The organism is Streptomyces aculeolatus, assembly GCF_020400605.1.
GTDB classification, from domain to species: Bacteria; Actinomycetota; Actinomycetes; order Streptomycetales; family Streptomycetaceae; genus Streptomyces; species Streptomyces aculeolatus.
The window spans coordinates 1-26099 of record NZ_JAINRD010000014.1; the positions used below are offsets into that span (position 1 = coordinate 1).

Consider the following 26099-nt stretch of genomic DNA (forward strand, 5'->3'; position numbering starts at 1 on the left):
TCCACCACTGTAGCGAAGACTTCGCTTCGCTCCAAAACCGGGTCCCGGTAGTCGCAGCCGAAGCGCAACAAGAGAGGACTCAAGTTTACGAAAGATCGTCTGGAGGACGGTGCCCGCATCAGAGCGTGCGAGGCACCAGGCCGTTTGCGGCTCTCTCCACGATACGGACCCGCCCCTCCCGCGTCAAGCTCCGGCAGCCTTGCGGCGGCGTCGTGGCTCGTGGGCGCGGTACGGGCTCACCGTCGGGTCGCCGTCGATCCAGTAGCGCCACGGGTGGTGGGCGCCGTCGCCGCCGACGCCCGTGCGGGGGCCGGTGCGGATGCGGGTGCGGTCCGCGGGGGTGCCGGTGCGGAGTTCGAGGGGGGTGCCCGGGGTGCAGGCGTCGGTGCCGTTGAGGGCGCGGTCGACGTCGAGTGCCGTCGCCAGGCGGGCCGGGCCCTGCGCCAGTTCGCGGTCCTTGCGGGCCTTGGGGCGGTGCTTGCGGGCCAGCTCCGTGCCCTCCGTCACCTCGCCGGCGCGCAGGAGGACGGCGCTCGCCGCGCCCTCCTCGCCGCAGACCACGTTCATGCAGTGCCACATCCCGTACGTGAAGTAGACGTAGATGTGTCCCGCCGGGCCGAACATGACGGCGTTGCGGTCCGTGCGGCCCCGGTAGGCGTGCGAACCGGGGTCCTGCTCCCCCGCGTAGGCCTCGACCTCCGTGAGTCGCAGGGAGATCGTCCCGGCGGCTGTGCGGCGCAGTAGTGTTCGGCCCAGCAGATCCGGCGCCACCTCCAGTACGGGCCGACGGAAGAACGAGCGGTCGAGTGGAGTACGGGGCATGTCGGGTGAGCGTAGTTGAGCAGTCCTAACAGGGGAGCAGGGGAGTCCGCGATGGGGTTCAAGAAGCTTTTCGCCAGCCTGGGTGCCGGCGGCGCGTCGGTGGAGACGGTCCTGAACGACGCGAACGTCGTGCCCGGCGGCGTCGTGCAGGGCGAGGTCCGCATCGAGGGCGGGTCCGTGGCCCAGGAGGTCGAGGGGCTGTCCGTCGGGCTGCAGGCGCGCGTGGAGGTGGAGAGCGGCGACAACGAGTACAAGCAGGACATCGAGTTCCACCGGCAGCGGCTCGGCGGCGCCTTCGAGATCCAGCCGAACGCCGTGCACAACGTGGCGTTCAGCCTGGACGTCCCGTGGGAGACGCCGGTGACGTCCGTCATGGGCCAGCGGCTGCCGGGGATGAACGTCGGCGTGACGACCGAGCTGGAGATCTCCCGGGCGGTGGACTCGCTCGACCTCGACCCGATCTCCGTGCACCCGCTGCCGGCGCAGCAGGCGATCCTCGACGCCTTCGGCGGGCTGGGCTTCCGCTTCAAGAGCGCCGACCTGGAGCGCGGGCACATCCGCGGCACGCGCCAGCGGCTGCCGTTCTACCAGGAGATCGAGTTCTACGCGCCGCAGCAGTACCGCGGGCTGACGGCCGTGGAGCTGACGTTCCTCGCCGACGGGCACCAGATGGACGTGGTGCTGGAGATGGACAAGAAGCCGGGGCTGTTCACGGACGGCGGCGACTCGTTCCGGATGTTCCAGGTGGGGCTGACCGACTTCCAGCAGACCGACTGGAGCGCGTACCTCAACCAGTGGATCTCCGAGGTGGGGTCGCGGCGCAACTGGTTCTGAGCGCACGGTCGTGTGGCGGCGGCGCCCGGGCCGCTGCTCGTTAGGCTGACCGCCGTGGCGGGTGTGCCGGTGTCCCGCGTACCGCGTGACCCGCGTGCCCGCCGCGCCGTGTCCTTGCGTCACAGCCACCTGGAGGTGTCTCACGTGCCCGAGCAGAACCGGCCGCCGCTGCCCCACGACTTCCATCCCGCGGTGCCGTCGTTCACCGTCACCAGCGACGACGTGAAGGAGGGCGCCCCCCTGCCGGACGCGCAGATCGGGGCGAAGGGCAACACCTCGCCGCAGCTGCGCTGGTCGGGGTTCCCGGCGGAGACGAAGAGCTTCGCGGTCACCTGCTACGACCCGGACGCGCCGACCGGCAGCGGTTTCTGGCACTGGTCGGTGTTCGACATCCCGGTGTCCGTGACGGAGCTGCCCGCGGGCGCGGGCACGGGTGACATGGCCGGGCTGCCGGCGGGTGCGGTGACCGTGCGCAACGACGCGGGGACCCACGACTTCACGGGCGCGGCCCCGCCGCCCGGTGACGGTGAGCACCGGTACGTGTTCACGGTGTACGCGGTGGACCAGGAGAAGCTGGGTCCCGACGCCGCGGCGACACCCGCCGTCGTGGGCTTCAACCTCCGCTTCCACACCCTTGCGAGGGCGCAGCTCATCGGCACGCACGAGGAGCCCGCGGCGGGCTGAAATTGCGTTGTCGCGGCCGATCTCCCGGGGCACAGTGGAGCCACCTCGCCGGTCGGTGGGGGGAGTCGGGAGGTGACCGGGATGCGCGAGACGCTGGTGCTCAACGCGAGCTTCGAGCCGCTGTCGACGGTGTCGCTCCGCCGTGCGGTGGTGCTGGTGCTGCAGGACAAGGCCGTGGTCGAGCAGGCGCACTCCGGTATGCGGCTGCGGGCGGCGAGCGTCGATCTGCCGGTGCCGCAGGTGATCCGGCTCTGCCGGTACGTGCGGGTGCCGTTCCGAAGACGCGCGCCGTGGTCGCGGCGGGGTGTGCTGGTACGTGACCGGCACCGGTGCGCGTACTGCGACCGGCGTGCGACGACCGTGGACCACGTCCTGCCGCGCTCGCTGGGCGGTGGCGACACCTGGCTGAACACGGTGGCGTCCTGCGCCGCGGACAACCACCGCAAGGCGGACCGTACGCCGGAGCAGGCGGGGATGCGGCTGCTGCGGAGGCCGTTCGAGCCGACGCCGGCGGACGCTCTGCTGCTGGCGCTGGGAGTGCGCGAGCGGGAGCAGCTGCCGGAGTGGCTGGTGCCGCCGGAGGGCCGCGAGGTCGGTGTGGCCGCCTGAGCCCCGGCCCGTGAGCGCCCCCGTCCGTGCCGTACGCGGAAGAGCCCGCCCCCGGTCGTTGCGACGACCGGGGGCGGGCTCGTGCCGTACGGCGTGCACGGGGGCCGCGCGGTGCTACTCCAGCGGCGGCTGCTCGCGGTAGGTCGGGGCCTTGCGGGTGTTCGTCTTGGGGGCGCCGCCGTCGCCGCCGCCGGTGGGCGAGGGCGGGCCGAAGTTGCCCAGGGCGCCGCCGAGGCCCTTGAGGGCGTCGCCGATCTCGCTGGGCACGATCCAGAGCTTGTTCGCGTCGCCCTCGGCGATCTTCGGCAGCATCTGCAGGTACTGGTACGACAGCAGCTTCTGGTCCGGGTCGCCGGCGTGGATGGATTCGAAGACCGTGCGGATGGCCTGCGCCTCGCCCTCGGCGCGCAGCGCCGCGGAGCGGGCCTCGCCCTCGGCGCGCAGGATCGCGGCCTGCTTCTCGCCTTCGGCGGTGAGGATCTCGGACTGCCGGACGCCTTCCGCGGTGAGGATCGCGGCGCGCTTGTCGCGGTCGGCGCGCATCTGCTTCTCCATCGAGTCCTGGATGGAGGTGGGCGGCTCGATGGCCTTCAGCTCGACGCGGTTGACGCGGATGCCCCAGCGGCCGGTGGCCTCGTCGAGGACGCCGCGCAGCGCGGCGTTGATCTCCTCGCGGGAGGTCAGGGTGCGCTCCAGGTCCATGCCGCCGATGATGTTGCGCAGGGTGGTGACGGTGAGCTGCTCGATGGCCTGGATGTAGCTGGCGACCTCGTAGGTGGCGGCCCGGGCGTCGGTGACCTGGTAGTAGATGACCGTGTCGATGTTCACGACCAGGTTGTCCTGGGTGATCACGGGTTGGGGTGGGAACGGCACGACTTGTTCGCGCAGGTCGACGCGGTTGCGGATGGTGTCGATGAACGGCACCACGATGTTGAGGCCGGCGTTGAGGGTGCGGGTGTAGCGGCCGAAGCGCTCCACGATGGCCGCACTGGCCTGCGGGATGACCTGGATCGTCTTGATGAGTGCGATGAAGACGAGCACCACCAGGATGATCAGGACGATGATGATCGGCTGCATGCTGCTCCCCGGTTAGTGATCCAATTGTGCGGCCCAGTCGCCGAGTTTGGCAGAACGGCCCTGCCCGTAAGGGCGCTTCCGGTCACATGACGACGGCGGTCGCACCGTCGATGTCCACAACATCGACCTTCCGACCGGGCTCGTAAACCTCGCCCGAGTCGAGCGCCCGGGCGCTCCACACCTCGCCGGCGAGCTTGATGCGCCCCCCGGAGCCGTCGACGCGCTCCAGCACCACCGCCTGTCTGCCCTTGAGGGCGTCGACGCCCGTCGTCGCTCCGCCCTGGCCGCGGTGGCGGCGCGCCACCGGCCGTACGGCGGCGATGAGGGCGGTCGAGACGACCGCGAAGACGATCACTTGAACGGTGATCCCGCCCCCCAGGCCGGCCGTCACGGCGGCGGCGACCGCGCCGACCGAGAACATGCCGAACTCCGGCATGGCGGTCAGCACCAGGGGAATGCCCATGCCAACGGCGGCGATCAGCCACCACACCCATGCATCCACGGGTCCAATGCTATTGCGGGGCAAGGGATTCGGGACAGATGCCCGGGGCTGCGGCCGCGAACCTACGTCTCCCGTGGGCCGGGCGGCCAGGCGGCGGCTACGCCTTGGACATCGGCAGGCCCTGGGCCGTCCAGCGGTCGCCGACGCGGTCGAGGACGAGCGGCAGGCCGAAGCAGAGCGAGAGGTTGCGGGACGTCAGCTCGGTCTCGATGGGCCCGGCGGCGAGCACCTTGCCCTGCCGGATCATCAGCACGTGCGTGAAGCCCGGGGGGATCTCCTCGACGTGGTGCGTCACCATGATCATCGAGGGCGCGTACGGGTCGCGGGCCAGCCGGCCGAGGCGGCGTACGAGGTCCTCGCGGCCGCCGAGGTCGAGGCCCGCGGCCGGCTCGTCGAGGAGGAGCAGCTCGGGGTCGGTCATCATGGCGCGGGCGATCTGGGTGCGCTTGCGCTCGCCCTCGGAGAGGGTGCCGAATCTGCGCTCCAGGTACTCGCTCATGCCGAGGCGGTCGAGGAAGGCCCTGGCGCGGTCCTCGTCGACGGCCTCGTAGCTCTCCTGCCAGGTGGCGGTCATGCCGTACGCGGCGGTGAGGACTGTCTGCAGGACGGTCTGGCGCTTGGGCAGCTTCTCGGAGAGCGCGGCGCTGGCCATGCCGATGCGGGGGCGCAGCTCGAAGACGTCGACGCCGCCGAGTTTCTCGCCGAGGATCTGGACGGTGCCCCCGGATGGGAAGAGGTAGCTGGAGGCGATGTTCAACAGCGTGGTCTTGCCCGCGCCGTTGGGGCCGAGGATGATCCACCGCTCGCCCTCCGCGACCGACCAGGAGACCTGTTCGACCAGAGCCCTGCCGTCGCGGACCACCGATACGTCCACCAGCTCCAGTACATCGCTCATGAGCGCGCCGTCTCCCCTTGCAGTCTCGGTCCGTCGTACGCGGTGCGCGCCTGCGACACCGCCCCAGGGCAAACCTACGCCACGCGATGTCGGACCCGGTCCGTAGGCTGGTGCCATGCTCGAAGAACCACGTTCAGGCCGGCTGGCGGCCTGGGGAAATGCCCTGCTTTCCGGGCACATCTCGCCCGACGAGGCCGCGGAGCGGATCGTCGCGGACGACGCCGGGCACCGGGTGGCGGGGCTGCCGGAGGAGGAGTCGGCCGAGGGTGTGGCCCTGACGATGGCGCTGGGGCGGCTGCGGGCCCTGGGCGCGAAGGGCCTGCGGGTGGCGCTGCCGGTGCCGGGGCACCCGTTGGGGCTGTCCGGGCCGCCGGAGTTCAACGCGCTGGCGCTGGACGCCGGGGAGGCGGTGCTGGTGACGGGCGGGCCGCCGCTGGGCCTGGTGCCGGAGGTCTGGTCGGTGGGTCCCGAGGGGGACGAGGTGGTCCGGGTGCGGTGGCGGTGCCTGCCGGTGCGGGACGCGCCGCCGGCGGACGTGCCGTCGCTGGGCGAGGCGGAGCGGGAGCTGGCGGAGGCGATGCGGGACGCCACGGACGTGCTGGCGCAGCTGGACGTGGCGGGGTCCGGGCCGGTCGCGGAGGCGGCGCTGGCGGCGTACCGGGCGCGGGCGGACCGCGGGCGCGAGGTGCTGGCGCCGGGGTATCCGCCGCGGGCGGTGCGGGTGCTGGAGCTGGCGCAGCGCGTGGGCGCGCTGGTGGACATCGCGCGGCATCCCGGCGAGGGGCACGGGGCGGCGGTCAGCGCGGGGCAGATAGCGGCGCGCGGGGAGGCGCTGCGGCCGCTGGAGCGGACGTCGCGGCGGGCGCGGGTGGCCGCGTACAACGCGTTCGTGGAGGAGTTGGAGCACGGGTGACGTGCGCGGGCGCGCGGGGCGTGCGGGGGCGCGTACGCCCCCCGCGGTCGTGCCGTGGGGGGCGTACGCGACGGAAGGTGTGCTCCGTCAGCCGTTGACGCCGGTGTTGCCGAACGGCGCGTTCAGCAGGCCGACGACGGAGATGTTGTTGCCGACGAGGTTCACCGGCACGTGCACGGGGACCTGGGCCACGTTGCCCGAGACGACGCCGGGCGAGCCCTGGGCCGCGGCCCCGGCACCGGCGTCGGCGACCGCCGCGCTCGCCCCGGCGCCTGCTGCGAGGCCCGTGGTGGCGAGGACGAAGGCGGCCTTCTTCACTGCATGCATGGAAAGTCGTTCCTCCTGTTGGCTGCGCACACCCCGGGCTCGGGGGGTGCATGTTGCGCAACGGCCGGGAGTCCAGCGGGACACGCCGCGGCGGCCTGAGCCCACCGTTCGGCGCAATGGAGGGGCGATCGTACAAGCCCGCAAGCGCGCCGGACCGGCCCGCCGGGCGGTGCCCGGGGGCCGGTCCCGGTGCCGGCAGAGAGCGGTTGGTCAGCGGTTCAGGCAGAGGTTGCCGAACGCCGGGTTCAGCGCGCCGACGACGGTGACGGTGTTGCCGCAGGCGTTCACGGGCACGTGGACCGGCACCTGGACCAGGTTGCCGGAGCCGATACCGGGCGAGCCGGCGGCCTGGCCGCCGGCGGCCGCGCCGCCGTGGGCGGCGGCGATGCCCGCGCCGGCCATGGCCAGGCCGCTCGCGGCGATGGTGACGGCAGCAGCCCTCTTCAGGTTCCGCATGTGTTCCTCCTCGGGTCGGCCGCGGCGTGTGCCGCGGCATGCCATGGAGAACGCGGGGGGTGCGGTGGGGTTGCGCCGGCCGGGCGACATCTACACGACAGTATGAATCTCGGACCGGAGGAAGGCGTTCCGCGGGCGGCGGGCCGGGTGCGGCCCGCCGCCGTCTCAGCCGCTCAGGCCGTGTCGTACGGCCCAGAGGGCGGCCTGCGTACGGTCCGCGAGGTCGAGCTTCATCAGGATGTTCGACACGTGCGTCTTGACCGTCTTCTCCGAGACCACGAGCGCGCGGGCGATCTCGCGGTTCGAGCGGCCGTCCGCGATCAGCGCCAGCACCTCGCGCTCACGCTCGGTCAGCGTCGTCCCCCGCCCCTGCGCGGGCCCGCCGCCGGCCTCCGGCGCCAGCAGCGCCCCGGCGACGTCCTGCTGCAGCAGCACGTGCCCGGCGTGCACCGAGCGGATCGCCTTGGCCAGCGCCTCGGGGTCGACGTCCTTGTAGACGTAGCCCGCGGCGCCCGCGCGCAGCGCGGGGACGACGGTGCGCTGCTCGGTGAAGCTGGTGATGACCAGCACGCGCGCCGCGCTGCCGGACTCGCGGATCCGGCGCAGCGCCTCGATACCGTCGGTGCCGGGCATCTTCACGTCCATCAGCACCACGTCCGGCACCAGCTCCGCGGTACGGGCCACGCCCTCCTCGCCGTCGGCGGCCTCGCCGACGACCTCGATGTCGTCCTGCACCTCCAGGAAGGTGCGCAGCCCGCGCCGCACCACCTGGTGGTCGTCGACCAGCAGCACGCGGATCCGGCCGGGTACCTCCGTGCCGTCCGGCGCCGCTGCCCTCTGCTTCTCGCCCGTCTCAGCCACCGGGCACCTCCATCTCGATCACGGTGCCCTGCCCGGGCGCCGACTGGACGGTCAGGGCGCCGCCGACCCCGGCGGCGCGGTCGCGCATGGACACCAGGCCCAGGTGGCGGCCTGCGGAGCGGACGGTGTCGGGGTCGAAGCCCCGGCCGTCGTCGCGCACCCGCAGCCGCGCGCCGCGGCCGTGCCGGGTGAGGACGACCTCGACCAGCGCCGCGTCGGCATGCCGGAGCGCGTTGTGCAGGGCCTCCTGCGCGACCCGCAGCAGCGCCTCCTCCTGCGCCGCGGGCAGGGCGCGCACCTGCGCGGAGGTGAAGGTGACGCGGGCGCGGTGGGCCCGGTCGAGCACCTGCACCTGGGTCGCCAGGGTGGCCACCAGGCCGTCGTCGTCCAGAGCGGCGGGGCGCAGCTCGACGACGGCGGCGCGCAGCTCGTCGGCGGCGTCCGCGGCGAGCCGCGCGACCTGCTGCAGCTCGCCCTTGGCGCGCGTGGGGTCGCGGTCGACGAGGGCGGCGGCGGCCTGTGCGGTCAGGCGCAGCGAGAAGAGCTTCTGGGAGACGGCGTCGTGCAGCTCGTGGGCGATCCGGGCGCGCTCGCCGGCGATGGTCAGCTCGCGGCTGCGCTCGTAGAGGCGGGCGTTGGTCAGCGCGATGGCGGCGTGGTCGGCGAGGGTACGCAGCAGGGCCTCGTCCTCGGCGCCGAAGCGGCAGCCGTCGGGGGCCGGCGGGTCGTCCGGCTCGCACTGCTTGTTCGCCAGGAAGAGGGCGCCGAGGACCTCCTCGCCGTCGGCGATGGGGGCGCCGACGAAGTCGCGCAGCCGCGGGTGGGCGCTGGGCCAGCCGCCGAAGCGGGGGTCCTTGCTCACGTCGCCGAGGCGGACGGGCTCGGCGTCCTCCAGCAGCGCGGCGAGGATGCCGTGCTGGCGGGGCAGCGGGCCGATGGCCTTCCACTGCGCGTCGCTGACGCCGTCGACGACGAACTGGGCGAAGCCGCCGTGGTCGTCCGGTACGCCCAGGGCGGCGTACTCGGCCTGCAGCAGCTCGCGGGCGGATGCCGTGATCGTCTGGAGCACGTCGCGGACCTGCACCTGCCGGCTCATGGCGAGCAGGGCGCGGCTGACCGCTTCGAGTCCGGCGACCGGGCCGGCGGCGGGGGTGGACATGCCGATCACGCTACCGGCCGGGCCGATCCACGTGATCCAGCCGCGGACCGGACCCGTATCGGCCCCCGGTCCTAGGCCCTGTGCGGACGCCGGGGAAGGGCACCGGTGTGAGCTGTGCCACGAGAGGTACGTCACCTACGACCGGGAGTAGTGGCGGGCCGCCGGGAGCGGGCCGGTCCGTGGGCGTCGGGCGCGGGACCAAAGGCCCTGCCGAGCCTACGAGGAAGGTTCGTAATGGGGGGTTTTGCATCGCATTTCCCGATCCTCTAACAATGTCGGAGTCCCCAGACGTCGTGTGAAGAGGTAGCAGAGAACGATGCGAGAGAGCATGCACCGTATCCGGGGCCGCAAGGCCCTCGTCGCCGCCCTCGCGGGTACGGCGGCCGCGACCACCGCCCTGTCCTTCGCCCCTGTCGCCACCGCCGCCGCCCCCGAGGCCGCCCCGACCAAGTCGCGGGCGATCGCCGACAAGATGATCAAGAGTGATGCGCAGTTCCAGTGCTTCTCCAACATCGTCGAGCGGGAGAGCAGCTGGGACCACACCGCGCAGAACGCCTCCTCGGGCGCGTACGGCCTGGTCCAGGCGCTGCCCGCGACCAAGATGGCGACCGCGGGCTCCGACTGGCGCACCAACCCCGAGACGCAGATCGAGTGGGGCCTGGACTACATGAAGGAGCGCTACGGCAGCGCCTGCGACGCGTGGTCCTTCTGGCAGGTCAACAACTGGTACTGAGCCACCGGCGGCCCCGGCCGCACGCGGCAGACGGGCGGCACCCCGCGAGGGGTGCCGCCCGTCTGCCGTGTCAGGGTGCGCTCAGCGCATGACCTCCGGCTCGTGCTTGCGCAGCAGCCGGGCGACCACGAAGCCGCACACCACGCTCATGGCGAGCAGCACGCTGATGTTCAGCATGTACGTGCCCGCCGTGTGCTCCCACAGCGCGTCCGTCTCGCCGCTGTCCCACGGCAGCAGCACGTTCAGGTCGGCCGTCGAGCCCATCGCGGCCACCGCCCAGCGCGAGGGCATCAGCCAGGCGAGCTGCTCCACGCCCGGGGTGCCGTGCAGCTGGAAGAGCACGCCGGTGAAGACCACCTGCACGATGGCGAACATCACCAGCAGCGGCATGGTCATCTCGGAGGTCTTCACCAGCGCCGAGATGATCAGGCCGACCATCATCGCGGTCAGGCCCAGCGTGGTCACGCCGATCGCCAGCTCCACCGCCGGCAGGTCGGAGAGGATCACACCCTCCTCGGGCAGCTGGCTGCGGCTGAGGATGCCGATGGCGCTGATGACGCCGCCCTGGAAGATGGTGATGATGCCGAGCACGATCACCTTCGACATCACGTACGCGGAGCGCGACAGGCCGACGGCGCGTTCTCGCTCGTAGATCACCCGTTCCTTGATCAGCTCACGCACGGAGTTCGCGGCGCCGGAGAAGCAGGCGCCCACCGCGAGGATGAGCACGATCGTGCCCGCGGCCCTGTTGATCAGGTGGATCTTCTCCGGCCCGTAGCCGAGCCCGAACTCGGCGGGGATGACCATGCTGACCACGCCGAGGACCACCGGCAGGGCGATGGTGAGCGCGATGAAGAAGCCGTCGGAGGAGAGGACGGAGACGTACCGTCTCATCAGCGTCCAGAGCTGCGGCATCCATGCCTGCGGCTTGGACGGGCGGAGCATCTGCGGCGGCTGCATCGCGACTGCCTGCGGGGCCACGGCGTCGATGTCGGCCGCGTACATCTGGTAGTGCTGGGAGCCCTGCCAGCGGCCCTTCCAGTCGTACTCGCGGTAGTTCTCGAAGGCGGAGAAGATGTCGGCCCAGCTCTCGTAGCCGAAGAAGTTCAGCGCCTCCTCGGGCGGGCCGAAGTACGCCACGCCGCCGCCCGGGGCCATGACGAGCAGCCGGTCGCAGAGCGCCAGCTCGGCGACGGAGTGGGTGACGACCAGGACCGTGCGGCCGTCGTCGGCCAGGCCGCGCAGCAGCTGCATGACGTCGCGGTCCATGCCCGGGTCGAGGCCCGAGGTGGGCTCGTCCAGGAAGATCAGCGACGGCTTGGTGAGCAGCTCCAGGGCCACCGAGACGCGCTTGCGCTGGCCGCCGGAGAGCGAGCTGATCCGCTTCTCCTTGTGGATGTCGAGCTTCAGCTCGCGCAGCACCTCGTCCACCCGGGCGGCGCGCTCGGCCTCCGCGGTGTCGCCGGGGAACCGGAGCTTGGCGGCGTAGCGCAGGGCGCGGGTGACGGTGAGCTGGGTGTGCAGGATGTCGTCCTGCGGCACCAGGCCGATGCGGTGGCGCAGCTCGGCGAACTGCTTGTAGAGGTTCCGGTTGTCGTAGAGGACCTCGCCGACGTCCGCGGGGCGGTAGCCCGTGAGCGCCTTGAGGAGCGTGGACTTGCCGGATCCCGACGGGCCGATGACCGCGACCAGGCTCTTCTCCGGGACACCGAAGGAGACGTTGTCCAGGATGACCTTGCCGCCGTCGACCTTCACGGTCAGGTGGCGGGCCGAGAAGCTGACCTCACCGGTGTCGACGAACTCCTCCAGCCGGTCCCCGACCAGCCGGAACGTGGAGTGACCGATGCCGATGATGTCGTCGGGGCCGATGGGGCGCCGGCCGCGCTGCGGCAGCTGCTCACCGTTGACGTACGTGCCGTTGTGGCTGCCGAGGTCGACGATCTCGGAGCGGCCGTCGGGCGTGGACCGGAACTCCGCGTGGTGGCGCGAGACCTGGAGGTCGGAGACGACCAGCTCGTTCTCCAGCGCACGGCCGATGCGGGTGACGCGGCCCAGCGAGAGCTGGTGGAACGTCGTGGGGCTGCGGTCGCCGTAGACCGACGGGGCGCCGGAGCCGCCGGCCCCCGCGCCGGCGGGCGGGCGCTGCGGCCCGGAGTGCTGTTGCGGCACGTACGGCTGCTGCTGCGGCATGCCGGCGGGCGGCCCCTGGAACGGCGGCCCCTGGGGAGGCCCCTGCGGGGGCCCGCCCCAGCCGCCGGCCGCCGGCTGCGGCGGCGCGGCCTGCTGGGCGCCGGGCGGCGGCTGGGCCATCGCGGTCTGCGCGCTGTAGACGTCGGGGGCGGCGGCGCCGGCGGGCGCGGAGAGCCGCAGCTGCGGGCCGTCGGTGGCGTTGCCGAGATACACGACCGAGCCGGGGCCGACCTCGATCTGGTGGACCCGCTGGCCCTCCACGTACGAGCCGTTGGTGCTGCCGACGTCCTCCAGGAGCCAGCTACGGCCGCCCCACCGGAGGCTGGCGTGCCGCCAGGACACCCTGGCGTCCTCCAGCACCACGTCCCCCTGCGGATCCCGCCCGACGCGATAGGCGCGCGCCGGATCGAGCGTCCACGTCTGTCCATTCAGTTCAAGTACGAGTTCAGGCACTCCATGCCCCACAAAGTTGTCCCCCGAGGTGCCCCTTGCACGGCACCTGACTTCAACAGGCCCGTAAGGAGTCTAGGGATGGCGAACATCCTGAGGAACTATTTCAGTAACAGTCGCTTCACGAAAACGCGGGTCACGACAGGAGGTGGACTTTTGCGTTCCGCTTCCTGCCCGCTCCGGGCGCTTCGCGCCCGTTGACCGCACTTGATCACTTACGGACGGTGGCAGCGCGGACACGGCGGCGGCGGGGGCGGCCGGGGGATCCGGGCGCGGTCCCCGGCGCCTCTCCCCCGCCCGTTCGGCCGCCCGCAACCGCACGTACCCCGCACGGCAACCTCCCAGCCCAGCGGGCCCGCCGCCGCCCGCCGCAACCCCGACCCGCCCGGCCGCCCGCGGCCCGTACCGCGATACCGTGGTCGCATCATGACCACCGCCGCCCGCACGCTTCTCGTCAAGATCTTCGGCCGCGACCGCGCCGGTCTCACGGCCGGCCTCTTCGACACCCTCGCCGCCTACGGGGTCGAGGTCATAGACATCGAGCAGATCGTCACCCGTGGCCGCATCACCCTGTGCGCCCTGGTCACCCCGCCCGTCGGGGCCACCGAGGGCGAGCTGCGCGCGACGATCCACTCCTGGGCCGACTCCATGCGCCTGGAGGCGGAGATAATCTCCGGCACCGGCGACAACGAGCCGCGCGCCCCCGGCCGCTCCCACGTGACCGTGCTCGGGCAGCCGCTGACCGCCGAGTCGACCGCCGGCATCGCCGCCGCGATCACCGGCAGCGGCGGCAACATCGACCGCATCTTCCGGCTCGCGAAGTATCCCGTGACCGCCGTCGAGTTCGAGGTCTCCGGCGCCGCCACCGAGGAGCTGCGCACCGCGCTGGCCACCGCCGCCGCCCGCCTCGGCGTGGACGTCGCCGTCGTGGCGTCCGGGCTGCAGCGCCGGGCCCAGCGGCTCGTGGTGATGGACGTCGACTCCACCCTCATCCAGGACGAGGTCATCGAGCTGTTCGCCGCGCACGCCGGCTGCGAGGCCGAGGTTGCGGAGGTGACCGCCGCCGCGATGCGCGGCGAGCTGGACTTCGAGCAGTCCCTGCACGCGCGGGTGGCGCTGCTGGCGGGACTGGAGGAGTCGGTGGTGGACAAGGTGCGCGAGGAGGTCCGCCTGACGCCGGGCGCCCGCACCCTGATCCGTACGCTCAAGCGCCTCGGCTACCAGGTGGGCGTGGTCTCGGGCGGCTTCACGCAGATCACCGACGACCTCAAGGACCGCCTGTCGCTGGACTTCGCCGCCGCGAACACCCTGGAGATCGTCGACGGCACCCTCACCGGCCGGATCACCGGGCCCGTCGTGGACCGGGCGGGCAAGGCCCGGCTGCTCAGCGGCTTCGCCGCCGAGGCCGGCGTGCCGCTGGCGCAGACGGTCGCGATCGGGGACGGCGCGAACGACCTCGACATGCTCAACGCGGCGGGCCTGGGGGTGGCGTTCAACGCCAAGCCGCTGGTCCGGGAGGCCGCGCACGCGGCGGTGAACGTCCCGTTCCTCGACACGGTGCTCTACCTGCTGGGCATCACGCGCGACGAGGTGGAGGCGGCGGACACGACCGGCTGATCCGGTCCCCGAGGTCGCGCAGGAAGTCCGCCAGCTCCGGCGGCTCGCGCACCTCGAAGTCCACGCCCAGCAGCGCGATCCGCACGGCCAGCCAGTCCAGCGCGTCGCCGCCGGTGACCAGCGTGCAGCGGTCCTCGCCGGCCGGCTCCAGCAGCCCGGCGCCGCGCGGCAGGCGGCGTACCGCCTCGTCGAGAGGTACGTGCAGGGTGACGACGGCGCGGTAGCGGCCCCGGTGGCCGGCGATGGACTCGGCGACGAAGGCGGCGGCGTCGGCGGCGGGCAGCTCGCGCGGCGGGTGGCGGACGCCGGTGGGCCGCGGGTCGTCGATCCGGTCGACGCGGAAGCTGCGCCAGTCGGCGCGGTCGAGGTCGTACGCGACGAGGTACCAGCGCTGACCGGTGCTGACGAGGCGGTACGGCTCGACGTGCCGGCGGGTGCCGCCCGCGCGCTTGCCCCGGTAGCCGAACCGCAGCCCCTCCCCCCCGGTGCTCGCCGCGGCCAGCGCCGCCAGCACCTCCGCCGACACCGGAGCCCCGGCCGCCGCCACCGCGCCCGCGGGGCTCACGGTCAGCGGCACCGTGGCCCGCTGGAGCGCGGAGACGCGGCGCCGCAGCCGCGCCGGCAGCACCTGCTCCAGCTTGGCCAGGGCCCGTACGGACGTCTCCTCGATCCCCTCGACGCCCCCGGCGGCCACGGCGCGCAGCCCGGCGGCGACGGCGACGGCCTCGTCGTCGTCGAGCAGCAGCGGCGGCATCGCGGTGCCCGCGGCGAGCCGGTAGCCGCCGATGGCGCCGACGGCGGCGTCCACGGGGTAGCCCAGGGTGCGCAGCCGGTCGACGTCGCGGCGTACGGTGCGCACGCTGACGCCGAGGCGCGCGGCCAGTTCGGGGCCGGTGTGCTCGCGCCCGCTCTGCAGCACGGACAGCAGGGTGAGCAGCCGTGCGGGGGTGTCGCCCATGCCCCGATCATGCCCGAGAAGGCGGACACGGTCTGACCTCCTTCGTCCGTAGCGTCGAGGTCATGGCACCTCAGCACCTCATCCGGGTCACCGGAGCCGCCGAGCACAACCTCAAGAACGTCTCCCTCGACATCCCCCGCGACAGGATCACCGTCTTCACCGGGGTGTCCGGCTCCGGCAAGTCCTCGCTCGTCTTCGACACCCTCGCCGTGGAGTCGCAGCGGCAGCTCGGCGAGACCTACGGCTGGTTCGTCCGCAACCGGCTGCCGCGGCACGACCGGCCGCGCGCCGAAAGCCTGGAGAACCTCACGCCCGCCGTGGTCGTCGACCAGCGCCCGCTGGGCGGCGGCGCCCGCTCCACCGTCGGCACCGCCACCGACGTCTACGCCGTCCTGCGCGTGCTGTTCTCCCGCTGCGCCGAGCCGTCCGCCGGCGAGGCGAGCGCGTACTCGTTCAACGACCCGCGCGGGATGTGCCCGGGCTGCGACGGGCTCGGCAAGGAGGTCCGCCTCGACCTGGACCGGCTGCTGGACCGGTCGAAGTCGCTGAACGGGGGCGCGATCCGGTTCGCGCCGTTCGGCGTCGGCTCTGTGTGGTGGCAGACGTACGCCGAGTCCGGCCTCTTCGATCCCGACCTGCCGCTGGCCCGCTACGGAGCGCGCGAGTGGGAGCTGCTCCTGCACGGCAAGGGGTTCCGGGTGCCGCGGCGCGTCAAGAGCACCGGCGCGGACGGGGAGAACACGTACGAGGGCCTGGTCGAGCGCTTCGGCCGGCTCTACCTCAGGCGGGACGTCGGCGCGCTCAGGGGCCGGACCCGCGCCGAGGTGCTGCGCGTGGTCACCGAGGCGCCGTGCCCGCGGTGCGGCGGGGCGCGGCTGAACGAGGCCGCGCTCGCCGGCCGCGTCCGGGGGTGGAACATCGCGGAACTGGCCGCGCTGGAGGCGGGGGACCTGCTGGCCGAGCTGAAGCAGGTCGACGACCCGGTGGGCGGCCCCGCCGCCGCGGCGGCGGTGAGCACCCTGGAGCGGCTGGTGGGCGTCGGCCTCGGCTACCTGAGCCTGGACCGGGACACCTCGACCCTGTCGGGCGGCGAGGGGCAGCGGCTGAAGATCGTACGGCAGCTCGGGTCGAGCCTGACCGGGATGACGTACGTGTTCGACGAGCCGAGCACCGGCCTGCACCCGCGGGACGTGCACCACCTCACCGGACTGCTGCGGGAGCTGCGCGACAAGGGCAACACCGTGCTGGTCGTGGAGCACGACCGGGACGTCATCGCGATCGCCGACCACGTGGTGGACATGGGCCCCGGCGCGGGGACGCGGGGCGGCGAGGTGGTGTTCGCGGGGCCGCCTGCGGCGCTGGCAGCGGCGGACACGCCGACGGGCAGCCGGCTGGGCCGCACGGTGCCGCTGCCCGCCCGGGTGCATACCCCGGCGGGCTTCGTGCCGGTGGAGCACGTGACGGCAAACAATCTGCGCGACGTCACGGTGGCGTTCCCCCTCGGGGTACTGACGGCGGTGACGGGGGTCGCGGGGTCGGGCAAGAGCACGCTGGTCGCGGAGTTCGTACGGCGCTACGCGGCCGGGGCGGGCCCGGAGGGCCGCGCGCCCGTCGTCGTCGACCAGTCGGCGATCACCGGCTCGTCCCGCTCGACCCCCGTGACGTACCTGGGCGCGATGGACCCGCTGCGCCGCTGCTTCGCCCGCGCGACGGGGGCGTCCGCCGCGCTGTTCAGCTTCAACTCGCGCGGCGCCTGCGCGACCTGCCGGGGCCGCGGCGCCATCGTCACCGACCTGGCGTTCATGGACCCGGTCAGCAGGCGCTGCGAGGCGTGCGGCGGGCGGCGGTTCGGGGACGAGGCGCTGGCCCACTCCGTACGCGGCCGCTCCATCGCCGACGTGCTGGAGATGACGGCGGCGCAGGCCGCCGGCTTCCTCGCGGCGGGCGGCCCCGGGGAGGCGGAGGTCGCGCGCCTGCTCGCCCCGCTCGGCGAGGTGGGACTCGGCTACATCACGCTCGGCCAGTCCGTCGCGTCCCTGTCCGGCGGCGAGCGCCAGCGCCTCAAGCTCGCCACCCGGCTGCGGTCGCCCGGCGGCCTGTACGTCTTCGACGAGCCGAGCGCCGGGCTGCACATGGCCGACGTGGAAGGGCTGATCACGCTGCTGCACCGGCTGGTGGACGGGGGCGGCACGGTGGTCGTGGTCGAGCACGACCGGGACGTCGTCAAGCACGCTGACCGGGTCATCGACCTGGGGCCGGGCGCCGGACGGGACGGCGGGCGGGTGCTGTTCGAGGGCACGCCGGCGGAGCTGGTCGGCACGGCGGAGTCGGCGACGGCGGATTATCTGCGCCGGGACCTGGCGGGCTGAGCGGCGAGAGTGCAGGCGGCCGGAGGGCCGGGGCGGGCGGGGCCCGTCCCGGCCCGGCGCTCACTGCTGGTGCGGCGTCCAGAACTCGGTGAGCCGGCCCACGCCGTGCTCCACGGACTTCCACGAGCCGGCGAACTCCACCACGGCCACGCCCGACGTCGGGAACCCGCGGCTCAGCCTGCTCAGCGTGTCCCCCTCGGCGGAGCCCGCCAGGGCGTCGGCGAGGCCGTGCATGCCGGGGTTGTGGCCGATGACCAGCAGCGTGGAGACGTCGTCGGGGACCTCGTTCAGCACCTGGATCAGCTCGCCGAGGGACGCCTCGTACAGCCGCTCCTCGTACACGGTGCGCGGGCGCCGGGGCAGCTTGCCCACGACGAGCTTCCAGGTCTCGCGGGTGCGCTTGGCACTGGAGCAGAGGGTCAGGTCCGGGTCGATGTCGTGGGCCGCGAGGAAGTCCCCGGCGGCGGGAGCGTCGGCGCGGCCGCGCTCGGCGAGCGGGCGCTCGTGGTCGGAGTCCTGGGCCCAGTCGGCCTTGGCGTGTCGGAGGAGAACGATGCTGCGGGGCGTTCCTGCGCTCATAAGCTCAGCTTCGCACGAAACCGGCCGCCGGGTCCGGGCAGTTCGCAGGGTCTCCCGCCAGGAGTGACGAGGCGGCGGCCCGTCCGCACCCGGGCGGGGGCTCAGAGGAGCCGCAGGGCGAGGAGCGCGGTGAACGCGATGACGGGCAGGGCGACGGACCACCACGGCAGCAGGCGCTGCGCCGCCGGCGGTGCGGGCTGGGTGTGGGCACCGGCTGACATCTTCGCCTCCGTGGGGTTGCCTGACGTCCCGAGTCCTTCGTGCTGCTTCGAACCTACGGACCCGGGGCGGCCCGCCCCATCCGGTGACCCACCCAGTTACCCCTGACCCTGGCCCCCTAGGGGAGGGTGGGGCTAGCCCCACCCTCCGTCCCCGCCCGGCGCCCCCGCGCGGAGCCGCGGGGGCGGGATGCGAGACTGGCGGTATGCCCGTGCTCGACCCGAATCCCCAGAACGGACAGCGCAAGCTGCTCTACGTGCTCGGCGCGATGCTCGCCATCACGGTGGTCATCGGCGTCATCGCCACGATCGCCTCGCCCTGAGCCCCGCGACCGCTGCGGTTGCGGTTGCCGTCGCGGCTGTCGCCGGTGCCGGCGGGCCGTGCCGCCGTCAGAGCTCGTCCTCGACCACGCGGTCGCGGCCGGCGAGGATCCCCACCCCCACCTGGGCGACCATGAAGGCCGCGAGCACCGCCAGCGGGACGGTCCAGCCGTCCGTGGCCCCGTAGAGCGCGCCGACGGCAAGCGGGCCCGGGATGGAGATCAGGTAGCCGGTGCTCTGCGCGAAGGCGGAGAGCCGGACGAGGCCGGCGTGGCTGCGGGCCCGGGCCCCGAGCAGGGTGAGGACCAGCGGGAACGCGCAGTTGGACACGGCGAGCAGCAGCGCCCACACCCAGGCGCCGCCCGCGGGCGCCAGCCACAGCCCCGCGTAGCCGCCGAGGCCGCACACGCCGAGCACGACGACCAGCGGCCCCTGGTGGTGCAGCCGGGCCGCGATCCGCGGCAGCACGAAGGCCAGCGGGACGCCCAGGCCCATGGCGAGGGCGAGCAGCAGCCCGGCGTTGGAGGCGGACACACCGGCGTCGCGGTAGATCTGCGGCAGCCAGCCGATGGTGACGTACGCGGCGGTGGCCTGGAGGCCGAAGAAGACGGCGAGCGCCCAGGCGGTGGGGCTCGCGGTGATACGGACCGGCCGTGCCGGCTCCGCCGCCCCCTCGGCAGCGGCGTCCCCCGCGGACCCTGCGGACCCGGCCGCTCCCACGGGCTCCGCGGACTCCGCGGCCGCCGCCCGGCGCGACCCGCGCGACAGCACCACCCACGGCACGACGGCGACCGCCGCGACGGCGGCCCACACGCCGAGCCCCAGGCGCCAGCTGCCGCCCAGCGCCTCGCTCAACGGCACGGTGAGGCCGGCGGCCGAGGCCGTACCGAGGGCCAGGCCCATCGAGTAGAGCCCGGTCATCGACCCGACCCGGTCGGGGAACCAGCGCTTGACGATGACGGGGATCAGGACGTTGCCCACCGCGATGCCGCCGAGCGCCAGCGCGCTGGCGGCCAGGAACGCGGGAGTGTTGCCGAACAGCGGGCGCAGCGCCAGGCCGCCGGCTATCGCGACGAGCCCGCCGGCGACGACGGCCACAGGGCCGAAGCGGCGGGCGAAGCGGGGCGCGAGGCTGCCGAAGACGGCGAAGCAGAGCGCCGGCATGGAGGTGAGCAGCCCGGCCACGGTGCCGCTCATGCCGATGTCGGTGCGCACGTCCTCCAGGACCGAGCCGAACGAGGCTATCGCCGGGCGCAGGTTGACCGCCGCGAGCAGCAGCGCGGGGATCATGAGCCGCAGCAGCCACGGCGTCACCCGTGGCGCGGAAGGCGGCCCGGAGGCTGCTGACACCTCGGTGACCTGCACGTCTCGGGTCGTCTCCCCCGGGGCCTCGACGGGTTCGGTGAGGATGCTGCGGCGTGACATGGAGACCATCATAGAATCATTGGATGAATGGTTGTCCACTCCGCAGTCCGAGCACGGGAGAGACATGGCACTGACGTCGCCGCGCAGGTCGAGCCTCACCGACCAGGTGATCGCCCAGCTGCGTACGCAGATCACCGCGGGTGAGTGGCCCGTCGGCAGCCGCATCCCGACCGAGCCGGAGCTGGTCGAGCAGCTGGGTGTGGCGCGGAACACCGTCCGCGAGGCGGTGCGGGCGCTCGCGAACAACGGCCTGCTCGACATCCGGCAGGGCTCCGGCACGTACGTCGCCGCGACGAGCGAGCTGGCGGGCGTCATGCAGCGCCGGTTCGCCGGGACCCCGCCGGGGGACGTCGCGGAGCTGCGCAGCGCGCTGGAGGCGCAGGCGGCGCGGCTGGCGGCGGTACGGCGTACGGAGCCGGAGATGGCGCAGTTGGAGCTGCTGCTGCGGCGCCGCGAGGAGGCGTGGGAGTCGGGGGACGCGGCCGCTTTCGTCGACGCGGACGCGACCCTGCACCTCGGGGTGGCGACGGCGTCGCACAACGAGGTGCTGACCGCCGTCTACGCGGACCTCGGCGAGGTCGTCCGCACGACCCTGCGCTCCAAGGTGGGCGACGTGCTGCTGCCGGCGGAGCACCTGGACCACGCCCGGATGGTGGCCGCGATCCGCGCCGGGGACGCGGAGACGGCCGCCGCGGAGGCGGGCCGGCACGCCTACGGCTGCATGCCGGAGCCGGCGCTCGGCGGCTGAGGCCCCGGCTACCCGTCCGGTACGTCCCGTATCGGCTCGTGGCTGACCCACGCCCGGTCGACGCCGAACCAGCAGCGGTCGCTCAGCTCGCCGCCCTCCGCGGGGTCGAGGCGCATCGGCATCCCGTCCACGTCCGGGTCCCACCACCGGGCGCACTCGATGTGCAGCTGTACGGCGTCGGTGTAGGGCCCGGCGTTGTAGCAGCGGGCGGTGACGGTCGACCCGGTGATCGCGGTGCGGCACTCGGCCCGCGTCGGCCCGCCGCGCCCGTCGGCGCCGGCCCCGTCCACGGCGCCCGCGGGACCGGCGGCGCCCAGCAGCACCGGCGCGGCGGCCACGGCGACGGCCGCGCCCAGGAGCGTACGGCGGCGCGCGGAGCCCCGGGTGCGGCGGCCGGGACGACGCGGGCCCTCACGCACCACGGAACCTCCTCGGCCGTACGGCGACGCCGCGCACGAGCGTCGCTGCTGCACCACAAGGGGACGGTAACTGTCCCTCCAGCGTGCGCCGACGCCCCGGCCGCGGCCCACCGGCGTACGCCGAACGGGCGACCCCGTGAGGGAGCCGCCCGTCCGCTCGTCCTGCCGTACGGAACGCGCCCGGCGCCCGCCGGCCACGCGCCGCGCCCGCCGGCTACGCGCCCATGATGTGCACACCGCCGTCGACGTGCACGATCTCCCCCGTCGTCTTCGGGAACCAGTCCGACAGCAGCGCCACGACCCCGCGCCCCGCCGGCTCCGGGTCCGCCATGTCCCACTCCAGCGGCGAGCGGGTGTTCCACACGTCGGCCAGGTCCGTGAAGCCGGGGATGGACTTCGCCGCCATCGAGCCGATCGGCCCCGCGGAGACCAGGTTGCAGCGGACGTTCTCCTTGCCCAGGTCGCGGGCCAGATAGCGGCTGGTGGCCTCCAGCGCCGCCTTGGCCGGGCCCATCCAGTCGTACTGCGGCCAGGCGAACTGCGCGTCGAAGGTCATGCCGACCACCGACCCGCCGCCCTGCATCAGCGGCAGGCACGCCATGGTCAGCGACTTCAGCGAGAACGCCGAGACGTGCATGGCGGTGGCGACCGACTCGAAGGGCGTGTTCAGGAAGTTGCCGCCGAGGGCGTCCGGCGGGGCGAAGCCGACGGAGTGCACGAGCCCGTCGAGCCCGCCCAGCTCCTCGCGCACGATGCCCTCGATCCGCGCCAGGTGCTCGTCGTCGGTGACGTCGAGTTCGACGACCTTCGTCGGCCTGGGCAGCTTCTTCGCGATGCGCTCGGTCAGCGTGGGCCGCGGGAACGCGGTGAGGATGATCTCCGCGCCCTGCTCCTGCGCCAGCTTCGCGGCGTGGAAGGCGATGGACGACTCCAGCAGCACGCCGGTGATGAGGACGCGCTTGCCTTCGAGGATTCCGCTCATGGTGCTCAGTGACCCATGCCCAATCCGCCGTCCACGGGAATGACGGCTCCGGTGATGTACGAGGCGTCGTCGGAGGCCAGGAACCGCACGGCCGCGGCGACGTCCGCCGGCTGCGCGTACCGGCCGAGCGGCACCTGCGCGAAGATCTCCGCCTGCCGCTCCTCCGACAGCGCCCGCGTCATGTCGGTCTCGACGAAGCCGGGCGCGACGACGTTGAAGGTGATGTTGCGCGAGCCCAGCTCGCGCGCCAGCGAGCGGGCGAAGCCGACGAGCGCCGCCTTGGAGGCGGCGTAGTTGGACTGGCCCGGGGAGCCCATGAGGCCCACCACGGAGGAGATGAGCACGACGCGCCCCTTGCGGGCCCGCAGCATGCCGCGGTTGGCGCGCTTGACGACGCGGAAGGTGCCGGTGAGGTTGGTGTCCACGACGGAGGTGAAGTCCTCCTCGGACATCCGCATCAGCAACTGGTCCTTGGTGACACCGGCGTTGGCCACCAGCACCTCCACGTTGCCGTGCTCCTCCTCCACCTCCTTGTACGCCCGGTCGACCTGCTCGGTGTCGGTGATGTCGCACCTCACCGGCAGGCAGCCCAGCTCCACCAGCTCCGCGGGCGGCTCGCCCGAGCGGTACGTGAACGCGACCTTGTCGCCCGCCTCGGCGAACGCGCGGGTGATGTCGAGGCCGATACCGCGGTTGCCTCCGGTGACCAGAACCGAGCGGCTCAAGGACCCATCCCTTCTCCCTGGTGGATCCCGGACTCTCTCCAGGACTCCTCACCCGAGAAGCTATCGGTACGGGACGCGCCACGGGCATTCCGCCCCCCACACAGGCCCGCGGCGGACACTTGTGGGGTTCTCACAGAAACCCGCTGGGCACGGGGCATCCGCTCGGGCATGATCGGCCGGGGGCCCGGACGCGGCCCGCGGCACCACCACCCACCACCGACCGGAGGGCAGAACGTGAGCAAGTCGGTCCATTCCCTCGACGACGGGTTCCTCGCACTGCCGCTCGGCGCCCTCGCGGACGCCGCGCTCGCGCGGGCCCGGGCGCTCGGCGCCGAACACGCCGACTTCCGCCTGGAGCGGGTCCGCAGCGCCGCCTGGCGGCTGAAGGACGCCAGGCTCGCGGGCTCCACGGACACCACCGACCTCGGGTACGCGGTGCGCGTGGTGCACGGCGGGGCCTGGGGCTTCGCCGCCGGGGTCGACCTCACGATGGACGCCGCCGCACGGGTCGCCGCCCGGGCGGTGGCGATGGCGAAGCTGTCGGCGCGGGTCATCGCCGCGGCCGGCGCGGACGAGCGGGTCGAGCTGGCGCCGGAGCCGGTGCACGCGGAGAAAACGTGGATCTCCGCGTACGAGGTGAACCCCTTCGACGTACCGGACGCCGACAAGACCGGGCTGCTGACCGAGTGGAGCGAGCGGCTGCTCGGCGCCGAGGGTGTCTCGCACGTGGACGCCTCGCTGCTGGCGGTCCAGGAGAACAAGTTCTACGCCGACACCGCCGGCACCTCGACGACCCAGCAGCGCGTGCGGATCCACCCGGAGCTGACCGCGGTGACGGTCACCGACTCCGGCGACTTCGACTCGATGCGCACCCTCGCGCCGCCCGCCGGCCGCGGCTGGGAGTACGCGACCGGCACCGGCTGGGACTGGGACGCGGAGCTGGCGCGGATCCCCGGCTGGCTGGCCGAGAAGATGGCGGCGCCGAGCGTCGAGGCCGGCTCGTACGACCTGGTGGTCGACCCGTCGAACCTGTGGCTGACGATCCACGAGTCCGTCGGCCACGCCACCGAGCTGGACCGCGCCCTCGGCTACGAGGCCGCGTACGCCGGCACCTCCTTCGCCACGTTCGACCAGCTGGGCACGTTGCGCTACGGCTCCGGGCTGATGAACGTCACCGGCGACCGCACCGCCGAGCACGGGCTCGCCAGCATCGGCTACGACGACGAGGGCGTGCAGGCCCAGTCGTGGGACCTGGTGCGCGAGGGCGTGCTCGTCGGCTACCAGACCGACCGCCGCATCGCGAAGCTCACCGGCGCCGACCGCTCCAACGGCTGCGCCTACGCCGACTCCTCCGCCCACGTGCCCGTCCAGCGCATGGCGAACGTCTCGCTGCAGCCCGCGCCCGAGGGGCCGACGACCGAGGAGCTGATCGGCGAGGTCGAGCGCGGCATCTACGTCGTCGGCGACCGCTCCTGGTCGATCGACATGCAGCGCTACAACTTCCAGTTCACCGGGCAGCGGTTCTTCCGGATCGCGAACGGCGAGCTGAAGGGCCAGCTCAAGGACGTGGCGTACCAGGCGACGACCACCGACTTCTGGGGCTCGATGTCGGCGATCGGCGGCCCGGAGACGTACGTGCTCGGCGGCACGTTCAGCTGCGGCAAGGCCCAGCCCGGCCAGTCGGCGTCGGTCTCGCACGGCTGCCCGTCCGCGCTCTTCCGCAACGTCAACATCCTCAACACCACCCAGGAGGCCGGCCGATGACGCGGACTACCCGGACGACCGCGCCCCACGAGACCGTCGAGCGGGCCCTGGAGCTGTCGCGCGCCGACGGCTGCGTCGTGATCGCCGACGAGGAGTCGAGCGCGAACCTGCGCTGGGCGGGCAACGCGCTGACGACGAACGGCGAGACCCGCGGCCGTACGCTCACCGTCATCGCCACCGTCGACGGCCGGGAGGGCACGGCCTCCGGCGTCGTCTCCCGCGCCGCCGTCACCGCCGACGACCTGGAGCCGCTGGTACGGGCCGCGGAGGCGGCCGCGCGCGAGAGCGGACCGGCGGAGGACGCCCGGCCGCTGGTCGAGGGCGTGCCGCAGTCGGCCGACTTCACCGCGCCGCCCGCGGAGACGTCCTCCGACGTGTTCGCCGCCTTCGCGCCGGCGCTCGGCGAGTCCTTCGCCCGCGCCCGGGCCGGCGGCCGGCAGCTCTACGGCTTCGCGAACCACATGGTGACCTCCACCTACCTGGGCACCTCCACGGGGCTGCGGCTGCGCCACGACCAGCCGACCGGCACGCTGGAGCTGAACGCCAAGTCGCCGGACCGGACGAAGTCCGCCTGGGCGGGCCGCTCGACCCGGGACTTCGCCGACGTGGACCCCGCCGAGCTGGACGCGGAGCTGGCGCAGCGGCTGGCGTGGGCGGAGCGCACGGTGGAGCTGCCCGCCGGGCGGTACGACACGCTGCTGCCGCCGAGCGCGGTGGCGGACCTGCTGGTGTACATGTTCTGGTCCGCATCGGGCCGCGACGCGCACGACGGCCGTACGGTCTTCAGCAAGCCGGGCGGCGGCACCCGCGTCGGTGAGAAGCTGGCCGGGCTGCCGCTGACGCTGCGCAGCGACCCGGCGGAACCGGGCCTGGAGTCGGCGCCGTTCGTCGTCGCGCACGCTTCCGGCAACGACTGGTCGGTGTTCGACAACGGGCTGCCGGTCGGGCCCACGGAGTGGGTGCGCGAGGGCACGTTGCAGCACCTGCTGACGAACCGCTTCACCGGGGGTCTCACCGGCCTGCCGGTCACGCCGGAGGCGGACAACCTGGTCCTCGACGGGGGCGGCACGAAGTCGCTGGACGAGATGGTCGCGGACCTGGGGCACGAGGGACCGGGGCTGCTCCTGACCTGCCTGTGGTACATCCGCGAGGTCGACCCGGCGACGCTGCTGCTGACCGGGCTGACCCGGGACGGCGTGTACCTGGTGGAGAACGGCGAGGTGACCGGGGCGGTGAACAACTTCCGCTTCAACGAGTCGCCGGTCGACCTGCTGGGGCGCGCGGCCGAGGCCGGGGCCACGGAGCGGACGCTGCCGCGCGAGTGGGGCGACTGGTTCACGCGGGCGGCGATGCCGCCGGTGCGGATCCCCGACTTCAACATGAGCTCCGTCAGCCAGGGCGTGTAGCTGCCATTACCCTCGTACGCAGCCGCAAGGGGCGGCGCGGGTTCGAGGCCGAGGAG

General features: G+C 73.3%; 26 protein-coding genes. 11 read left to right on the top strand and 15 right to left on the bottom strand.

What is annotated here, in order from left to right:
• Window positions 1-183 precede the first annotated feature (183 nt).
• Window positions 184-822 (bottom strand): DNA-3-methyladenine glycosylase, encoded by a 639-nt coding sequence (locus LG396_RS22290; protein WP_225796121.1) that lies wholly within the window; start codon window positions 820-822, stop codon window positions 184-186.
• Window positions 823-873: 51 nt separating this feature from the next.
• On the opposite strand from LG396_RS22290, the gene LG396_RS22295 reads away from it, so the two are divergent.
• The 3 genes from LG396_RS22295 (at window position 874) to LG396_RS22305 (ending at window position 2949) form a co-directional block, all read left to right on the top strand.
• A complete protein-coding gene (locus tag LG396_RS22295; protein WP_018835828.1) occupies window positions 874-1656 on the top strand; it encodes a sporulation protein in 783 nt (260 codons plus the stop codon).
• Between the two features lie 144 nt (window positions 1657-1800).
• On the top strand, window positions 1801-2340 hold the full coding sequence (locus tag LG396_RS22300) for a YbhB/YbcL family Raf kinase inhibitor-like protein (RefSeq protein WP_018835827.1): 540 nt from the start codon (window positions 1801-1803) through the stop codon (window positions 2338-2340).
• A gap of 81 nt (window positions 2341-2421) precedes the next feature.
• On the top strand, window positions 2422-2949 hold the full coding sequence (locus LG396_RS22305; protein WP_018835826.1) for an HNH endonuclease: 528 nt from the start codon (window positions 2422-2424) through the stop codon (window positions 2947-2949).
• Window positions 2950-3063: 114 nt separating this feature from the next.
• Here the strand turns inward: LG396_RS22305 and LG396_RS22310 are convergent, their stop codons facing one another.
• From LG396_RS22310 to LG396_RS22320, 3 genes are all read right to left on the bottom strand, one after another.
• Window positions 3064-4026, bottom strand: coding sequence for an SPFH domain-containing protein (locus tag LG396_RS22310; protein WP_018835825.1), 963 nt, complete (start codon window positions 4024-4026; stop codon window positions 3064-3066).
• Between the two features lie 82 nt (window positions 4027-4108).
• Window positions 4109-4489, bottom strand: coding sequence for an NfeD family protein (locus LG396_RS22315; protein ID WP_051102863.1), 381 nt, complete (start codon window positions 4487-4489; stop codon window positions 4109-4111).
• Window positions 4490-4625: 136 nt separating this feature from the next.
• On the bottom strand, window positions 4626-5423 hold the full coding sequence (locus LG396_RS22320; RefSeq protein WP_018835823.1) for an ABC transporter ATP-binding protein: 798 nt from the start codon (window positions 5421-5423) through the stop codon (window positions 4626-4628).
• Between the two features lie 115 nt (window positions 5424-5538).
• On the opposite strand from LG396_RS22320, the gene LG396_RS22325 reads away from it, so the two are divergent.
• Window positions 5539-6336 (top strand): Rv1486c family protein, encoded by a 798-nt coding sequence (locus LG396_RS22325; RefSeq protein WP_225796122.1) that lies wholly within the window; start codon window positions 5539-5541, stop codon window positions 6334-6336.
• An 87-nt stretch (window positions 6337-6423) separates the two neighbouring features.
• On the opposite strand, the gene LG396_RS22330 is transcribed toward LG396_RS22325, so the two are convergent.
• The 4 genes from LG396_RS22330 to LG396_RS22345 all read right to left on the bottom strand — a co-directional run bounded on the left by LG396_RS22330 (window position 6424) and on the right by LG396_RS22345 (window position 9139).
• On the bottom strand, window positions 6424-6663 hold the full coding sequence (locus LG396_RS22330; RefSeq protein ID WP_026276188.1) for a chaplin: 240 nt from the start codon (window positions 6661-6663) through the stop codon (window positions 6424-6426).
• 210 nt (window positions 6664-6873) lie between these two features.
• Complete coding sequence (locus LG396_RS22335) at window positions 6874-7119, bottom strand: chaplin (RefSeq protein ID WP_037747171.1); 246 nt, start codon at window positions 7117-7119, stop codon at window positions 6874-6876.
• A gap of 165 nt (window positions 7120-7284) precedes the next feature.
• Window positions 7285-7980, bottom strand: coding sequence for a response regulator (locus tag LG396_RS22340; protein WP_018842754.1), 696 nt, complete (start codon window positions 7978-7980; stop codon window positions 7285-7287).
• Window positions 7973-9139, bottom strand: coding sequence for a GAF domain-containing sensor histidine kinase (locus LG396_RS22345; protein WP_037747486.1), 1167 nt, complete (start codon window positions 9137-9139; stop codon window positions 7973-7975). Before LG396_RS22345 ends, LG396_RS22340 begins: the two co-directional genes overlap by 8 nt.
• A gap of 328 nt (window positions 9140-9467) precedes the next feature.
• Here LG396_RS22345 and LG396_RS22350 point away from each other — a divergent pair, with 328 nt between their 5' ends.
• Window positions 9468-9872, top strand: a complete 405-nt coding sequence (locus LG396_RS22350; RefSeq protein WP_100302292.1) for an aggregation-promoting factor C-terminal-like domain-containing protein — start codon at window positions 9468-9470, stop codon at window positions 9870-9872.
• Between the two features lie 81 nt (window positions 9873-9953).
• Here LG396_RS22350 and LG396_RS22355 read toward each other — a convergent pair whose 3' ends face one another.
• Window positions 9954-12527, bottom strand: coding sequence for an ABC transporter ATP-binding protein/permease (locus LG396_RS22355; protein ID WP_443729182.1), 2574 nt, complete (start codon window positions 12525-12527; stop codon window positions 9954-9956).
• 411 nt (window positions 12528-12938) lie between these two features.
• On the opposite strand from LG396_RS22355, the gene serB reads away from it, so the two are divergent.
• On the top strand, window positions 12939-14129 hold the full coding sequence (gene serB, locus LG396_RS22360; protein WP_018835815.1) for a phosphoserine phosphatase SerB: 1191 nt from the start codon (window positions 12939-12941) through the stop codon (window positions 14127-14129).
• On the opposite strand, the gene LG396_RS22365 is transcribed toward serB, so the two are convergent.
• Complete coding sequence (locus LG396_RS22365; protein WP_225796124.1) at window positions 14089-15087, bottom strand: helix-turn-helix transcriptional regulator; 999 nt, start codon at window positions 15085-15087, stop codon at window positions 14089-14091. The two genes, serB and LG396_RS22365, sit on opposite strands and share 41 nt — an antisense overlap.
• A 62-nt stretch (window positions 15088-15149) precedes the next feature.
• Between LG396_RS22365 and LG396_RS22370 the strand changes: the two genes are divergently transcribed.
• Window positions 15150-17456, top strand: coding sequence for an excinuclease ABC subunit UvrA (locus LG396_RS22370; protein WP_225796125.1), 2307 nt, complete (start codon window positions 15150-15152; stop codon window positions 17454-17456).
• A gap of 60 nt (window positions 17457-17516) precedes the next feature.
• Here LG396_RS22370 and LG396_RS22375 read toward each other — a convergent pair whose 3' ends face one another.
• The gene (locus tag LG396_RS22375; protein ID WP_027768728.1) at window positions 17517-18035 is read right to left on the bottom strand and encodes a SixA phosphatase family protein; all 519 of its coding nucleotides are present in this window, start codon (window positions 18033-18035) and stop codon (window positions 17517-17519) included.
• A gap of 424 nt (window positions 18036-18459) precedes the next feature.
• Between LG396_RS22375 and LG396_RS39365 the strand changes: the two genes are divergently transcribed.
• On the top strand, window positions 18460-18576 hold the full coding sequence (locus LG396_RS39365; protein WP_018835810.1) for an SGM_5486 family transporter-associated protein: 117 nt from the start codon (window positions 18460-18462) through the stop codon (window positions 18574-18576).
• 67 nt (window positions 18577-18643) lie between these two features.
• On the opposite strand, the gene LG396_RS22380 is transcribed toward LG396_RS39365, so the two are convergent.
• Window positions 18644-20011 carry an MFS transporter gene (locus LG396_RS22380; RefSeq protein WP_225796126.1) on the bottom strand — a complete coding sequence of 456 codons (1368 nt, stop codon included), beginning with the start codon at window positions 20009-20011 and terminating at the stop codon, window positions 18644-18646.
• Between the two features lie 52 nt (window positions 20012-20063).
• Here LG396_RS22380 and LG396_RS22385 point away from each other — a divergent pair, with 52 nt between their 5' ends.
• The gene (locus LG396_RS22385; RefSeq protein ID WP_018842761.1) at window positions 20064-20747 is read left to right on the top strand and encodes a FadR/GntR family transcriptional regulator; all 684 of its coding nucleotides are present in this window, start codon (window positions 20064-20066) and stop codon (window positions 20745-20747) included.
• 8 nt (window positions 20748-20755) lie between these two features.
• Here LG396_RS22385 and LG396_RS22390 read toward each other — a convergent pair whose 3' ends face one another.
• From LG396_RS22390 to fabG, 3 genes are all read right to left on the bottom strand, one after another.
• Window positions 20756-21169: a hypothetical protein gene (locus LG396_RS22390; protein WP_100302296.1), complete on the bottom strand. Its 414-nt coding sequence runs from the start codon at window positions 21167-21169 to the stop codon at window positions 20756-20758.
• Window positions 21170-21380: 211 nt separating this feature from the next.
• Complete coding sequence (gene fabI, locus LG396_RS22395; RefSeq protein WP_225796127.1) at window positions 21381-22148, bottom strand: enoyl-ACP reductase FabI; 768 nt, start codon at window positions 22146-22148, stop codon at window positions 21381-21383.
• Window positions 22149-22153: 5 nt separating this feature from the next.
• On the bottom strand, window positions 22154-22873 hold the full coding sequence (gene fabG, locus LG396_RS22400; protein ID WP_018835805.1) for a 3-oxoacyl-[acyl-carrier-protein] reductase: 720 nt from the start codon (window positions 22871-22873) through the stop codon (window positions 22154-22156).
• 234 nt (window positions 22874-23107) lie between these two features.
• On the opposite strand from fabG, the gene LG396_RS22405 reads away from it, so the two are divergent.
• Window positions 23108-24637 (top strand): TldD/PmbA family protein, encoded by a 1530-nt coding sequence (locus LG396_RS22405; protein WP_225796128.1) that lies wholly within the window; start codon window positions 23108-23110, stop codon window positions 24635-24637.
• On the top strand, window positions 24634-26043 hold the full coding sequence (locus tag LG396_RS22410) for a TldD/PmbA family protein (RefSeq protein ID WP_225796129.1): 1410 nt from the start codon (window positions 24634-24636) through the stop codon (window positions 26041-26043). The genes LG396_RS22405 and LG396_RS22410 overlap by 4 nt, the downstream gene beginning before the upstream one ends.
• The last annotated feature ends 56 nt before the right edge of the window (window positions 26044-26099 follow it).

What these genes read in the sequence shown, in the direction of transcription:
- serB (WP_018835815.1), top strand. Translation starts at nt 12,939, where the DNA reads ATGACCACCGCCGCCCGCACGCTTCTCGTCAAGATCTTCGGCCGCGAC.
- LG396_RS22320 (WP_018835823.1), bottom strand. Translation starts at nt 5,423, where the DNA reads ATGAGCGATGTACTGGAGCTGGTGGACGTATCGGTGGTCCGCGACGGC.
- LG396_RS22385 (WP_018842761.1), top strand. Translation starts at nt 20,064, where the DNA reads ATGGCACTGACGTCGCCGCGCAGGTCGAGCCTCACCGACCAGGTGATC.
- LG396_RS22365 (WP_225796124.1), bottom strand. Translation starts at nt 15,087, where the DNA reads ATGGGCGACACCCCCGCACGGCTGCTCACCCTGCTGTCCGTGCTGCAG.
- LG396_RS22345 (WP_037747486.1), bottom strand. Translation starts at nt 9,139, where the DNA reads ATGTCCACCCCCGCCGCCGGCCCGGTCGCCGGACTCGAAGCGGTCAGC.
- LG396_RS22375 (WP_027768728.1), bottom strand. Translation starts at nt 18,035, where the DNA reads ATGAGCGCAGGAACGCCCCGCAGCATCGTTCTCCTCCGACACGCCAAG.
- LG396_RS22295 (WP_018835828.1), top strand. Translation starts at nt 874, where the DNA reads ATGGGGTTCAAGAAGCTTTTCGCCAGCCTGGGTGCCGGCGGCGCGTCG.
- LG396_RS39365 (WP_018835810.1), top strand. Translation starts at nt 18,460, where the DNA reads ATGCCCGTGCTCGACCCGAATCCCCAGAACGGACAGCGCAAGCTGCTC.
- LG396_RS22350 (WP_100302292.1), top strand. Translation starts at nt 9,468, where the DNA reads ATGCACCGTATCCGGGGCCGCAAGGCCCTCGTCGCCGCCCTCGCGGGT.
- LG396_RS22330 (WP_026276188.1), bottom strand. Translation starts at nt 6,663, where the DNA reads ATGCATGCAGTGAAGAAGGCCGCCTTCGTCCTCGCCACCACGGGCCTC.
- LG396_RS22410 (WP_225796129.1), top strand. Translation starts at nt 24,634, where the DNA reads ATGACGCGGACTACCCGGACGACCGCGCCCCACGAGACCGTCGAGCGG.
- LG396_RS22310 (WP_018835825.1), bottom strand. Translation starts at nt 4,026, where the DNA reads ATGCAGCCGATCATCATCGTCCTGATCATCCTGGTGGTGCTCGTCTTC.
- LG396_RS22315 (WP_051102863.1), bottom strand. Translation starts at nt 4,489, where the DNA reads ATGGGCATTCCCCTGGTGCTGACCGCCATGCCGGAGTTCGGCATGTTC.
- fabI (WP_225796127.1), bottom strand. Translation starts at nt 22,148, where the DNA reads ATGAGCGGAATCCTCGAAGGCAAGCGCGTCCTCATCACCGGCGTGCTG.
- LG396_RS22335 (WP_037747171.1), bottom strand. Translation starts at nt 7,119, where the DNA reads ATGCGGAACCTGAAGAGGGCTGCTGCCGTCACCATCGCCGCGAGCGGC.
- LG396_RS22290 (WP_225796121.1), bottom strand. Translation starts at nt 822, where the DNA reads ATGCCCCGTACTCCACTCGACCGCTCGTTCTTCCGTCGGCCCGTACTG.
- LG396_RS22370 (WP_225796125.1), top strand. Translation starts at nt 15,150, where the DNA reads ATGGCACCTCAGCACCTCATCCGGGTCACCGGAGCCGCCGAGCACAAC.
- LG396_RS22380 (WP_225796126.1), bottom strand. Translation starts at nt 20,011, where the DNA reads ATGATGGTCTCCATGTCACGCCGCAGCATCCTCACCGAACCCGTCGAG.
- LG396_RS22325 (WP_225796122.1), top strand. Translation starts at nt 5,539, where the DNA reads ATGCTCGAAGAACCACGTTCAGGCCGGCTGGCGGCCTGGGGAAATGCC.
- LG396_RS22305 (WP_018835826.1), top strand. Translation starts at nt 2,422, where the DNA reads ATGCGCGAGACGCTGGTGCTCAACGCGAGCTTCGAGCCGCTGTCGACG.